At 71.7% G+C, this 11677-nt stretch carries 12 protein-coding genes and 1 pseudogene; 11 read left to right on the top strand and 2 right to left on the bottom strand.

The annotated features are described in order from the left end of the window. Nucleotides 1-110 precede the first annotated feature (110 nt). Complete coding sequence (locus ACIBBH_RS33860) at nucleotides 111-416, top strand: hypothetical protein (protein ID WP_399411297.1); 306 nt, start codon at nucleotides 111-113, stop codon at nucleotides 414-416. On the opposite strand, the gene ACIBBH_RS33855 is transcribed toward ACIBBH_RS33860, so the two are convergent. After that, nucleotides 413-826, bottom strand: coding sequence for a gamma-glutamylcyclotransferase family protein (locus ACIBBH_RS33855; protein WP_399411295.1), 414 nt, complete (start codon nucleotides 824-826; stop codon nucleotides 413-415). The two genes, ACIBBH_RS33860 and ACIBBH_RS33855, sit on opposite strands and share 4 nt — an antisense overlap. 139 nt (nucleotides 827-965) lie before the next feature. Between ACIBBH_RS33855 and ACIBBH_RS33850 the strand changes: the two genes are divergently transcribed. The 8 genes and pseudogenes from ACIBBH_RS33850 to ACIBBH_RS33815 all read left to right on the top strand — a co-directional run. After that, nucleotides 966-2609, top strand: a complete 1644-nt coding sequence (locus tag ACIBBH_RS33850) for a M4 family metallopeptidase (protein ID WP_399411293.1) — start codon at nucleotides 966-968, stop codon at nucleotides 2607-2609. A 143-nt stretch (nucleotides 2610-2752) separates the two neighbouring features. Next, a complete protein-coding gene (locus ACIBBH_RS33845) occupies nucleotides 2753-3229 on the top strand; it encodes a hypothetical protein (protein ID WP_399411291.1) in 477 nt (158 codons plus the stop codon). Nucleotides 3230-3444: 215 nt separating this feature from the next. Beyond that, nucleotides 3445-3966, top strand: coding sequence for a hypothetical protein (locus tag ACIBBH_RS33840; RefSeq protein WP_399411289.1), 522 nt, complete (start codon nucleotides 3445-3447; stop codon nucleotides 3964-3966). Nucleotides 3967-4076: 110 nt separating this feature from the next. After that, nucleotides 4077-4697: a class F sortase gene (locus ACIBBH_RS33835; RefSeq protein ID WP_399411287.1), complete on the top strand. Its 621-nt coding sequence runs from the start codon at nucleotides 4077-4079 to the stop codon at nucleotides 4695-4697. A gap of 455 nt (nucleotides 4698-5152) precedes the next feature. Continuing rightward, nucleotides 5153-6370 (top strand): NAD(P)/FAD-dependent oxidoreductase, encoded by a 1218-nt coding sequence (locus ACIBBH_RS33830; RefSeq protein WP_399411285.1) that lies wholly within the window; start codon nucleotides 5153-5155, stop codon nucleotides 6368-6370. After that, on the top strand, nucleotides 6370-8991 hold the full coding sequence (nirB, locus tag ACIBBH_RS33825; RefSeq protein WP_399411283.1) for a nitrite reductase large subunit NirB: 2622 nt from the start codon (nucleotides 6370-6372) through the stop codon (nucleotides 8989-8991). The genes ACIBBH_RS33830 and nirB overlap by 1 nt, the downstream gene beginning before the upstream one ends. Next, nucleotides 8988-9338 carry a nitrite reductase small subunit NirD gene (gene nirD, locus ACIBBH_RS33820; protein WP_399411281.1) on the top strand — a complete coding sequence of 117 codons (351 nt, stop codon included), beginning with the start codon at nucleotides 8988-8990 and terminating at the stop codon, nucleotides 9336-9338. Before nirB ends, nirD begins: the two co-directional genes overlap by 4 nt. Nucleotides 9339-9398: 60 nt before the next feature. Then, nucleotides 9399-9632, top strand: a pseudogene (locus tag ACIBBH_RS33815) (SDR family oxidoreductase); the annotation flags it as partial. Between the two features lie 4 nt (nucleotides 9633-9636). Here the strand turns inward: ACIBBH_RS33815 and ACIBBH_RS33810 are convergent. Beyond that, nucleotides 9637-10563 (bottom strand): oxidoreductase, encoded by a 927-nt coding sequence (locus tag ACIBBH_RS33810; protein WP_399411279.1) that lies wholly within the window; start codon nucleotides 10561-10563, stop codon nucleotides 9637-9639. A 165-nt stretch (nucleotides 10564-10728) separates the two neighbouring features. Between ACIBBH_RS33810 and ACIBBH_RS33805 the strand changes: the two genes are divergently transcribed. Together ACIBBH_RS33805 and ACIBBH_RS33800 are read left to right on the top strand one after the other, a co-directional pair. Then, entirely contained in the window at nucleotides 10729-10977 is a 249-nt protein-coding gene (locus tag ACIBBH_RS33805) for an HNH/ENDO VII family nuclease (RefSeq protein ID WP_399411277.1), read from the top strand. After that, a complete protein-coding gene (locus ACIBBH_RS33800; protein ID WP_399411275.1) occupies nucleotides 10967-11434 on the top strand; it encodes an SMI1/KNR4 family protein in 468 nt (155 codons plus the stop codon). Before ACIBBH_RS33805 ends, ACIBBH_RS33800 begins: the two co-directional genes overlap by 11 nt. Nucleotides 11435-11677 lie beyond the last annotated feature (243 nt).

The raw sequence follows: 11677 nt of genomic DNA, 5'->3' as shown, positions 1-11677 counted from the left end.
CCGCGAACTGCAGACACTCCTCGCCCTCTGGGCCGGCGCCTGCCCCACCTGCCACCGCGACATAACCACGGCAATACAAACCTGACCAAGCCCTACTAGTGCGGGACGCGGTGACGGTCCACAAGGCGATCCGCGCCGGCCTGCCCGATGCGGTGCCCTTCCGGCCGCTCGGACTGCCGGGGTGGGCAGACACGTGGGTGGCGCTGGGGCTGCGGGCGCCGGGGGCGACCTGCGTGCCGGTGTGGCGCGGAGGCGGGGAGGACGAAGCGGCACCGCCCGTGCGGGAGTTGGCGGAGGGCGTTCGGGCCGAGGTGCTCCACACGGCCGGGGCGGGTGCGTCGGCGGAGTGGGACGGGACGGATCCGCGGGTGCGGGTGCCGGAGGCGCCGGGGATGCTGCCGGTGCGGCTCGCCTAGCGTCCGACCAGCCAGTCACCGCCTTCGATCCGCGTGCCCCGCTCGCGCAGTCGCGCCGCGACCGGGGGTGCGGCGACGTAGACCCAGGCACGCACCGCGACCCCGTCGGCCTCGCGGACCACCCGCCTCCGCACCCGTTCGTACAGGTTCCGGGCATCCCCGGGCGCGTACTCCTCCAGGCGGTCCAGCGCGACCAGCAGCTCGCCGTACTTCTCCGGCAGCGGCGTCACCAGTTCCCCGCGCACCGTTCCGCCGGGCTGCTCCACGGCGTAGGGATAACCGGGTCCGCCGTACAGCACCGCGCCCTCCAGGCGGGCCGGTTCCTCGGACAGCGTGCGGCCGCGCAGGAACACGTCATGGTTGCCCTCGCCGGGGCGCAAGGTTCCGTAGACGAAGAACGGCAGGGTCACAGAAACGATTCTGGACCCCCTCCGACTCCCCACACATCTCCGCGCGGGCGCTATGGACATGACATGTCAGGGCCCCTTAAATCTCAGGGACATCAGCGCGCCACCCCCACGCCTTCCAGGCGCCTCCCCTAGGAGACCGATGAGTCGGACACGGCAGAACCGAGGATCCCGTCTCGCCACGGCCGGCATCGCCGCCACCACCGCAACGCTGCTGGCCGCGGCGCTCTCCCCCGCCGCGCACGCCGACGGCAGACCGACCCGGGCCACCGCGATCGAGAACGCCGCGTCGGCGCTCGTGGCCCACGCCACCGGCCTGGGACTCTCCACCGCGCAGGACACCACGGTCCGGGACGTGATCGTCGACAAGGACGGCACCCAGCACGTCCGCTACGACCGCACCTACCGCCAACTGCCCGTTCTGGGCGGTGACTTCGTGGTCCACCTGGCCCCGAACGGCACGTACCGCAGCGCCGACCGCGCGACGAGGAGCGCGATATCCCTCTCCTCCATCACCCCGACGGTGTCCGCCCCCAAGGCCGCCGACCTCGCGGTGAACGCGCTGCGCGCCGCGAACCTCGGCGAGAGCCTGAAGCAGGTGAAGGCCAGGCCCGAGCTGGTCGTCGACGCCCTGCACGGCGCGTCGAGGCTGGCCTGGCGTACCAACGCCGTCGGCAAGGACTCGCTCGGCAACCCGGCCGCCCGCACCGTGCTGACGGACGCCCGCACGGGTGCGCAGATCGACGCCTGGGACAGCATCGAGACGGCGACCGGTGACGGCAGGTCGCTGTACAGCGGCACGGTGCCGCTGGAGACCACCCAGTCGGGGTCCTCGTACCAGCTGAAGGACCCCACCCGCGGCAACACCTACACCGGCGACGCCGCGAACAAGACCGACCTGTGCATCTTCGGCATCTGCTTCAGCCGGGCCCCCGCGACCCTGTTCACGGACACCGACAACCACTGGGGCACGGGCACGACCGCCGACCGGTCCACGGCGGCGGTGGACGCCCAGTACGGCACCGACGAGACCTGGGACTACTACAGGAGCGTCCACGGCCGCAACGGCATCGCGAACGACGGCAAGGGCTCGTACAACCGCGTCCACTACGGCAGCAGCTACAACAACGCCTTCTGGGACGACAGCTGCTTCTGCATGACGTACGGCGACGGTGACGGCACGAACCTCGGCCCGCTGGTGGCGCTGGACGTGGCGGGCCACGAGATGACGCACGGGGTCACCTCCAAGACGGCCGCGCTGACCTACTCGGGCGAGTCCGGCGGGCTCAACGAGGCGACCTCGGACATCCTCGGCACGCTGGTGGAGTGGTACGCGAACAACTCCTCCGACCAGGGCGACTACCTGATCGGCGAGAAGATCGTCCGCTCCGGCTTCGGCAAGGCGGCGCTCCGCTTCATGGACAAGCCCTCCAAGGACGGCAGCTCGGCGGACTACTGGAGTTCGTCGGTCGGGAATCTCGACGTCCACTACTCGTCGGGAGTCGCCAACCACTTCGCCTACCTCCTCGCGGAGGGCAGCGGGGCGAAGACCATCAACGGGGTCAGCTACAACTCCCCGACGTCCAACGGCTCGACGGTCACGGGCATCGGCCGCGACAAGCTCGGCAAGATCTGGTACCGGGCGCTGACGGTCTACATGACCTCCTCGACGAACTACGCGGGGGCGCGGACGGCGACCCTGAACGCGGCGAAGGACCTGTACGGCTCGGGCAGTACGGAGTACAACGCGGTGGCGGCGGCCTGGAGCGCCGTCAACGTCAACTGACCCGGCGCCTCCGACGCCGGAGGCCGGCGCCCCCTGCGGGGTGCCGGCCTTCGTCGTCCCGTCGTGCGGTGCGGGTGGGTCAGGCGACCGGTTCGGGCTCCTGCTCCGGGGTCTCGGCCGGCCGCTCCGGCTCGGGGTCAGGCATGACCAGGGTCGCCGGGACCGCGGCGGCCGGGACGCCGATCGCGCTGAGGGTGAAGGTGGCCGACATCGAGGACGTGAAGGCCTCGCGGGCCGTGTGCAGGAGGCCCGGGTCGGCCGTCGTGAACGCGCCCGCGATGAAACCGGCGGGCCGCCGTGGGGGCGGTGGAGGGCATACGGTTCGTGTAGCCGCTGGTCATCAGCGAGCCGAGGATCGCGATGCCCAGGACGGTGCGGGCCTGCTGGACAGTGTCGTTCAGGGCCGAGCCGACGCCCGGCTGCTGCCCGCCGCCCGGCAGGCCGCGGCCGGCCACGGCCACCTCACCGAGTCCTGTGCCGAGGCGTCCGCCGCCACGGAGGACCCCGTGAGGGTGCGCGACGCCACGTTCGCCTACGGCCTGGACGTCGTCCTGGACGGGCTTGCGCTGCGGTTGCCGCGACAGTGCTGTGACCCGGGGGTTTCCGATGGAAGCCCCTAGACGAGTTACCCGCGCCGCCCGCCCGTTCGGGTGCTCTTCACCGGGACCCCTCGCACGCCCGTGACCTGCCCGAACACGCCCCCGATGCCCCCGGCGGGGGCCGCGGGCGACACCCGTTCATCCCATCGCCGGTGTCTTCTCGGCAAGCGCGCGTGGCCGTGTGCCACTTACCTCGGAAGGGCACAGCACGTGTCCGACGAGCTCGAGGGAGCACCATGCGCCGCACCGCCCGTCTGCTGACCGGTACCGCGCTCGCCGTCGCCACCACCGGGCTGGTCACCGCCCCTGCGTACGCCGGGAACACCAGCGGACTGGACGTGTACCCGTCCACCGCGGCACCCGGCGGCACGGTCACGGTGAACACGGCGGCGTGCGGGGGCCGGGGCACGGCGGCCGGGGACGCGACCGCGGTGGGCGCCGGCACCTTCACACTGGCGCCCAGTACGCACGAGGGCGAGGCGATCGGGCAGTTCCGCGTGCCGCCGAGCGCGCAGCCGGGGACGTACGAGATCGTCGCGCGGTGCGCCGAGGGCGACAAGCGGCTGACGGGCGACCTGGTGGTGGCGGTGGCCACGGCGGGCGACCAGGTGCAGCCGCGAGGAAGCGTGAAGACGGGGGTCGGCGGCGCACTCGGTCCCGACCCCGTGCAGACCGCGGCGGGCGTGGCGGCTCTGGCCGTCGCCGCCGCGGGCGGTACCTGGCTCCTGCATCGCCGGGCGAGAGGCGACGGGATCTGACGGACACCCTCCGCTGTCCGTCCGCCGGTACCGCACGTCCCGCCCCCTCCGGGTCCGATGCCCCTCGCGGCCCGGAGGGGGAAGGGGTCCAGTTCCGGGAAGGGGTACACATGCGCAGGATCGGGGACACCGCGATAGCCGCGGTCACCGTCGTCGCCCTGGGCTCCGGGGTGTGGCTGCTGGGCAGCGGCTCCGGGACGCACGCGCCGCCCCAGCCGTCCGCCGCCGAGGGCCGCCCGGACCCGGGCGAGGAACGGCTCGCGTTCCCCGCGCTGGCGCCGTCGCCGCCCACTCGCATCCGGATCCCCGCGATCCGCGTGAACGCTCCCCTGATGGGCCTGGGCCTGACGAGTTCGGGCAGCCTGGACGTGCCGCCTGCGGGGAACAAGAACCTCGCCGGCTGGTACGAGGCCGGCACCACCCCGGGCGAGCGGGGCACCGCCATCGTCGCCGGCCACGTCGACAACACCGAGGGCCCCGCCGTCTTCTACGACCTCGGCGCCCTCAGACGCGGCGCCGCCATCGAGGTGGACCGGCAGGACGGGAGCGTGGCCGTGTTCACCGTGGACGCGGTGGAGGTCTACTCCGCGCGCGACTTCCCCGACGAGAAGGTCTACGGCGCGGCCAGGCGCCCCGAGCTGCGGGTGATCACCTGCGGCGGGGGCTACTCGAAGGTGACCGGGTATCAGGGGAACGTGGTCGTGTTCGCGCATCTGACGGCGAGCCGTTAGAGGCCGAAGCGGCGGCCTCCCAGGCCGCCCGGCCGCACCGGCCCGCGCCGCCGGCGCCCCGTCGGCAGCGCCAGTGGGACGTACGCCACAGCGACCGGCAGGGCGTGCACCGCAAGACGGCCCGCCGCCGGTGCCGGCCGCGAAGGGCCCGCGGGCGACCTGCCGGACCCGTACGACGGCCGTGTCCCGGACCTTGATGTCCAAGGCGCCGTCCATGAGACTTCCCCCCGAGCGTGAGCTGCGGAGATCCGCCTCCTCCGAACTTCCGCCCGCGCACGTCGTACACGATGGTGCCTGCACGCAACCCGGTGGTTCGGCCGGCCCCACCTCACAGACCTCCCTTGACGCGCGCCCAAAGCCCTCACACTCCCGGTCCGCCCCCGCTGAGGGCAGCGTTCCTCGCGGGAAACAGATGCGATGCGGCCGGGTAACGTCGGCACCGCACGCTCAAGGACATGACCTCGAATACGCGTGTGGTGGTGATCGGCGCCGGCCTCGCGGGCGTACGTCTCGCCCGGCGGCTCGGTGAGCTCGGCACGCCCGCGCTGCTCGTCGGCGAGGAGGAGCACCGCCCGTACAACCGGGTGCTCCTCGCCGAGGTGCTGGCCGGCCGCTACGCCCCCGAGGTGATCGCGCTGCCGTCGCCCGACGGCCTCGTGCGCACCCGGGTCACCGGCATCGACCGCGCGGCACGTCAGCTGCGGTGCGCGGACGGCTCGGTGATCGCGTACGACACGCTCGTCCTGGCCACCGGCTCCAACCCGGTACTTCCGCCGCTGCGCGGCCTGTTCACCCCCGACCACGAACTGCCCGAGGGGGTCCACGCGTTCCGCACCATGGACGACTGCCTGGGCCTGTCCAAGGCGGTCCGGCCGGGTGTGCGGGCGGTCGTCATCGGCGGCGGACTGCTCGGCGTGTCCGCGGCCCGGGCGCTCGCGCTGCGCGGCGCGCAGGTCGTGCTCGCCCAGCAGTCCGAGCGGCTGATGGAGCGCCAGCTCGACCCGGGCGCCTCCAAGCTCGTCCGGCGCCACCTGAAGGACCTGGGCGTCGAGGTGCACACCGAGTGCCGGGTGCGGGACGTGCGCTGCGTCGCCGGCGCGGTCCGCTCGGTGGAGATGGCCGACGGCTACGCCCTCGACGCCGACCTGGTGGTCCTGGCCTGCGGTGTGCACCCGCGCACCGGTCTCGCCCAGGACGCCGGACTCGCCGTCCACAAGGGCATCCTCGTCGACGACGAACTGCGCACCTCCGACCCGCACATCCACGCGATCGGCGACTGCGCCCAGCACAACGGCACGGTGTACGGCCTCGCCACCCCGGCCCTCGAACAGGCCGAGGCGCTGGCCGAGTTGCTCGCCGGGCGCGCCGACGCCCGGTACACCGGCACCCGCTCCCTGACCCGGCTCACCCTGACCGGGCAGGACTCCCCCTTCGACCTCGCCGCCTTCGGGGAGCCCGAGCCGCTCCCCGGCGACGACGTCGTGCAGCTCGCCGATGCCACCCGGGGCACCTACCGCAAGGTCGTCGTCCGCGACGACCGCCTGGTCGGCGGCGTCCTGGTCGGCGAACTCGGCACCGTCGGCGCGCTCGCCCGCGCCTGGGAGGGAGCAGAGCCGCTCCCCACGGACGGCGGCCCCCTGCTCCACCTGCTCACCAATGATGGAGGCTCCTGATGTCCACGACCGCACTTGTTGGGGACCGCCCCCGCCCCACGATCGTGCTCGTCGGCCATGGCATGGTCGGCCAGCGCTTCCTCGAAGCGCTCGCCGAGCGCGGCCTGACCGCCACGCACCGCGTGGTCGTGCTGTGCGAGGAGCCGCGTCCCGCGTACGACCGCGTGCAGCTCACCTCGTACTTCTCGGGCACGACGCCCGAGGAACTCTCCATGACCGACATGGAGTTCATCAAGGACCACGGCATCGAGCTGTACGTGGGCGACCCGGCGGAGGCGATCGACCGCGAGGCGAAGAAGGTGACCGCCCGGTCCGGGCTGGTCGTCGAGTACGACACCCTCGTCCTGGCCACCGGCTCCTACCCCTTCGTCCCGCCGGTTCCGAACAAGGACGCCGAGGGCTGCTTCGTCTACCGCACCATCGAGGATCTCCTCGCGATCGAGGAGTACGCGAAGTCGAAGGCGACGACCGGCGCGGTGGTCGGCGGCGGCCTCCTCGGCCTCGAAGCCGCGGGCGCGCTCAAGGGCCTCGGACTGACCTCCCACATCGTGGAGTTCGCGCCGCGTCTGATGCCGGTGCAGGTCGACGAGGGCGGTGGCGCCGCGCTGCTGCGCACCATCGAGGACATGGGCCTGAGCGTCCACACCGGGGTCGGCACGCAGGAGATCCTCGTCGGTGAGGACGGCGCGGTCAACGGCATGAAGCTGTCCGACGGCTCCGAACTCGCCACCGACATGGTGGTGTTCTCCGCCGGTGTCCGCCCCCGCGACCAGCTCGCCCGCGACTGCGGCCTCACGGTCGGCGAGCGCGGCGGCATCACGGTCGACGAGCAGTGCCGCACGGTCACCGACCCGCACGTGTTCGCGATCGGCGAGTGCGCGCTGGCGGCGGACGGCCGGGTGTACGGCCTGGTGGCCCCGGGTTACGAGCAGGCCGAGACGGCCGCCGCCACGATCGCCGCCGACGAGGCCTCCTTCACCGGCGCCGACCTGTCCACCAAGCTGAAGCTGCTCGGCGTGGACGTGGCCTCCTTCGGTGACGCGCACGGCACCACCGAGGACTGCCTGGACGTCGTCTACTCCGACTCCCGCGCGGGCCTGTACAAGAAGCTGGTCATCGGCCGCGACGGCACCCTGCTCGGCGGCATCCTGGTCGGCGACGCGGAGGCGTACGGCACGCTGCGCGCCTTCACCGGCTCCATCCCGCCGGTCTCGCCGGAGTCGCTGGTGCTGCCCGCCGGTGCCGGAGAGTCCGCCCAGCTCGGCCCGTCCGCGCTGCCGGACGACGCGATCATCTGCTCCTGTCACAACGTCAGCAAGGGCATCATCCGCGGCGCGGTCACCGACCACCAGTGCACCACCGTGCCCGAGGTGAAGAAGTGCACCAAGGCCGGTACCGGCTGCGGCTCCTGCGTCAAGGTGCTGGGCCAGCTGGTCACCGCCGAGCTGGAGGCGAGCGGCGTCGAGGTCGACAAGGGCCTGTGCGGCTGCTTCGGGCAGACCCGCGAGGAGCTGTACGAGATCGTCCTCGCCCTGCGCATCACCTCCTACCAGGACCTGCTGGACCGGTACGGCCGCGAGGGCGCCCGGGGCGGCGACGGCTGCGAGGTCTGCAAGCCGACGGTGGCCTCGATCATCGCCTCCCTCGCCCCGACGATCGGCGCGAGCGGCTACGTCCTGGACGGCGAGCAGGCGGCCCTTCAGGACAGCAACGACCACTTCCTCGCCAACCTGCAGAAGAACGGCTCGTACTCCGTCGTCCCGCGCATCCCCGGCGGCGAGATCGCCCCGGAGAAGCTGATCGTGATCGGTGAGATCGCCCGCGACTTCGGCCTCTACACGAAGATCACCGGCGGCCAGCGGATCGACATGTTCGGCGCCCGCGTCGAGCAGCTCCCGCTGATCTGGGCCCGGTTGGTCGACGCCGGCTTCGAGTCCGGCCACGCCTACGGCAAGGCGCTGCGCACCGTGAAGTCCTGCGTGGGCCAGACCTGGTGCCGGTACGGCGTCCAGGACTCGGTCCGGATGGCGATCGACCTGGAGCTGCGCTACCGGGGGCTCAGGTCGCCGCACAAGCTCAAGTCGGCGGTCTCCGGCTGCCAGCGCGAGTGCGCGGAGGCCCAGTCGAAGGACTTCGGCGTGATCGCCACCGCCAACGGCTGGAACCTCTACGTCGGCGGCAACGGCGGCGCGACCCCGCGCCACGCGGACCTGCTGGCCCAGGACCTGTCGGACGCCGAACTGATCCGCCTGATCGACCGGTTCCTGATGTTCTACATCCGCACCGCCGACCGCCTGGAGCGCACCTCCACCTGGCTGGAGCGGATCCCTGGCGGCCTGGACCACGTACGGGACGTGGTGGTGCACGACTCGCTCGGCATCTGCGAGGAGCTGGAGGCGCTGATGCAGGCGCACGTCGGCAACTACCGCGACGAGTGGGCCGAGACCATCAACGACCCCGAGAAGCTCGCCCGGTTCGTGTCCTTCGTGAACGCTCCGGACACCCCCGACCCGGTCGTCGGCTTCGTCCCCGAGCGCGACCAGATGAAGCCCGACCTGCCCCTGCTGTCGATCGGCATGCGCCCCACCGAAGACATTCTGGAAGGAAGCGCCCAGCGATGACCCTGGCACTCGAGACGACCGACCTCAAGGTCCAGCTCCAGCTCGACGGCGACTGGTTCACGGTCTGCGACCTCAGCGCCCTGACCCCGGGCAGGGGCGTGGCCGCGCTGCTGCCGGACGGCCGCCAGGTCGCCCTGTTCCGCGACCGCAACGGCAACCTGTACGGCATCGACAACCGGGACCCGTTCGTCGGCGCGGCGGTCCTCTCCCGCGGCCTCACCGGCACCCATGAGGGCCGTCCGTTCGTCGCCTCCCCGCTGCTGAAGCAGCGCTTCGACCTGGCCACCGGGGAGTGCCTGGACGACGAGTCGGTGCGGGTGGCCGCGTACGAGGTGCGGGCCGCCTGACGCCGATGCCCTGACGCGTACGCGGGCGCAGGGGTGGTGCTCACCGTCCTCCGCCCGCGTATCCGCGACGGCGTCCGCATCAACGTGGTCAGCCCCGGGGCCACCGACACGCCCATGTCCCTGCGCCCCGACGAGACGGAGGCCGGGCGGACCGAGCGCGCCAAGGCCGCCCTCCCGCTCGGCCGGATCGCGGCCACCGAGGAGGTGGCCGCCGCCGTCCTGTATCTCGCCTCCGCCGACGCGGCGTCCGTCGTCGGCACGGACCTGGTGGTGGACAGCGGCGGGTCGCTCTGACGCGTCACGCTTCCAGCGCGTCGTACGTGACCCCGGTCAGCCGCTCGGACTCCTCCCAGAGCCGCACTCCCATCGCGTCGTCGAGCGTCCACGACGCCCGCCGGGACGGCGCCGGCGCACCCCGCCACATCGCGAAGGAGGGACCGACGAAGGCGTCGGGCCGCACGCCGGGGGCGGTCGCCGCGTAGAGCGTGGGCAGGGCGCCCGCCTCGGCCGGCTGCGCGATGACCCGGTTGCCCAGCTCCATGAACCGCTCGGCGACCCGGCGCGCCTCGGCCCGGGGGCCGGCGGTCTGGAGGTTGGTGGCCGCGTATCCGGGGTGCGCCGCGGCGGCCACCACATCTGCCCCGTGTGCCGCCAGCCGGCGCGCCAGCTCGTGCGTGAACAGCAGGTTGGCGGTCTTCGAACGGGCGTAGGCGATCCAACGGCGATAGTGTCGCGTGCCGTTGAGGTCGGCGGGGTCGATGTTGGCCAGCGCGTGCATCATGCTGGACACGGTCACGATCCGGGCACCGGGCGCGGCGAGCAGCCTGGGCAACAGCAGACCGGTGAGGGCGAAGTGGCCCAGGTGGTTGACGCCGAACTGCGTCTCGAACCCGTCGGCCGTCGTCCCGTACGGCAGCGCCATCACCCCGGCGTTGTTGACGAGCAGATCGAGCCGGTCGTGGCGCAGACCGTCCGCGAACTCCCGTACGGACGCCAGGTCCCCGAGGTCCAGCAGCCCCAACTCGGCGGCCCCCTCAGGCGCTTCCTCCCTGATCCGCTCGACGGCCGCCCTCCCCCGCGCCTCGTTCCGACACGCGAGCACCACCCGAGCCCCCTTGCGGACGAGCTCGAGCGCGGTGACATACCCGATCCCGCTGTTGGCGCCGGTGACGACGGCGAGGCGACCGGTGAGTTCGGGGATGTCGGTCGTGGTCCAGTCGGGCATGCCCCACCCTCTCCGCTGTCGCTCTCCGTGGTCGAGGTTGCAGCCTTCACCCTAGGGTGCGGACTCGCGGACCTGCCGAGATGACGCGACAACCCCCGCGGAGGGTTCAGCCCCGCCCAGCCGTGCAGCGATCAATGGTCTTTACCCGCCTTGGGCTCGCCGCGCATGCAGCAGGGACTCGCCCCTCTCGGCCCTGATGGAAAACCCATGAATGTCCACCACATGCTTCAGACGCAAGACGGCCCGATGGCGGAAGTTACCCACAGCCTACATTTCGGCAACTATCATCAACTGCACTGGAAGTCAGGAACAGATATTCCGTCCGGGATAAACCGGGAAGAATTCGACCTCTGGCGCAAGCAGTATTGGAAAGACCGAGCAAAAGCATACCTGGAGAGCCGCGATGGGAATTAGGGAAGCGGAACAGTTCGTGCAGCTTTTTCGCGAGAATCCTGATGAGTCTATTTTCGCAGGCGGATGCTCGGAAGCCGAGATCGCGGAAGCAGAACGACAACTGGGCGTCACCTTCCCCGAGTCTTATAAATTCTTCCTGCGGGAGCTGGGGGACTGTTATGTGGCAGGAGAGGAAATCTACGGCGTCGTCGTCCGTGACAGCCAGCTGCTGGGAGCGGTAACCGAGACCTTTGACCTCAGGGAGTCCACGGGTATGCCGTCCCACCTGGTCGCGTTCCGGCCCGATGGAATGGGCGGATACTTCACTCTCGACACCAGTCGAATGAGCGCGGAGGGTGAAGCTCCGGTGTATGTGTGGGGGGCTGGGGCACATAGCGCGACGGAGCTCGAGTACATCGGCACGGATTTCGGTACTGTCGCCCTCGGCTTGGCTCAGCGTGGGCTGAGAAGCGCCTGACCGCGTTGGCGAGGCGGAGGTCGGCCGCGCCGAGCGGGAGCATCCGCGGCCTGTCCACGCCGGGTGCACGCCGGACGCCTGAACGCCCGTCCGCGCGTCGGAGGATCCCCTCGCGCGCGACCGTCGAGCACTCGGCCGGTGCCGGAGGCCGGGAGTAGCGAAGCCACCCGATGTGAGGGCACACGAAGGGGCGGCACCCCGCACAGGGTGTATGGCCGACTCCCTGACCTGGGGAGTCGGCCA

It is taken from the genome of Streptomyces sp. NPDC051636, from assembly GCF_044453765.1.
Classification (GTDB): Bacteria; Actinomycetota; Actinomycetes; order Streptomycetales; family Streptomycetaceae; genus Streptomyces.
The sequence above is the reverse complement of the archived record's forward strand: the minus strand, read 5'-3'. Positions and strand labels throughout refer to the sequence as shown.

Excerpts from the sequence above, each read along its gene's own strand:
- ACIBBH_RS33830 (WP_399411285.1), top strand. The coding sequence starts at position 5,153 with ATGACCTCGAATACGCGTGTGGTGGTGATCGGCGCCGGCCTCGCGGGC.
- ACIBBH_RS33840 (WP_399411289.1), top strand. The coding sequence starts at position 3,445 with ATGCGCCGCACCGCCCGTCTGCTGACCGGTACCGCGCTCGCCGTCGCC.
- ACIBBH_RS33835 (WP_399411287.1), top strand. The coding sequence starts at position 4,077 with ATGCGCAGGATCGGGGACACCGCGATAGCCGCGGTCACCGTCGTCGCC.
- ACIBBH_RS33810 (WP_399411279.1), bottom strand. The coding sequence starts at position 10,563 with ATGCCCGACTGGACCACGACCGACATCCCCGAACTCACCGGTCGCCTC.
- ACIBBH_RS33800 (WP_399411275.1), top strand. The coding sequence starts at position 10,967 with ATGGGAATTAGGGAAGCGGAACAGTTCGTGCAGCTTTTTCGCGAGAAT.
- ACIBBH_RS33805 (WP_399411277.1), top strand. The coding sequence starts at position 10,729 with ATGCAGCAGGGACTCGCCCCTCTCGGCCCTGATGGAAAACCCATGAAT.
- ACIBBH_RS33845 (WP_399411291.1), top strand. The coding sequence starts at position 2,753 with ATGACCAGGGTCGCCGGGACCGCGGCGGCCGGGACGCCGATCGCGCTG.
- ACIBBH_RS33850 (WP_399411293.1), top strand. The coding sequence starts at position 966 with ATGAGTCGGACACGGCAGAACCGAGGATCCCGTCTCGCCACGGCCGGC.
- nirD (WP_399411281.1), top strand. The coding sequence starts at position 8,988 with ATGACCCTGGCACTCGAGACGACCGACCTCAAGGTCCAGCTCCAGCTC.
- nirB (WP_399411283.1), top strand. The coding sequence starts at position 6,370 with ATGTCCACGACCGCACTTGTTGGGGACCGCCCCCGCCCCACGATCGTG.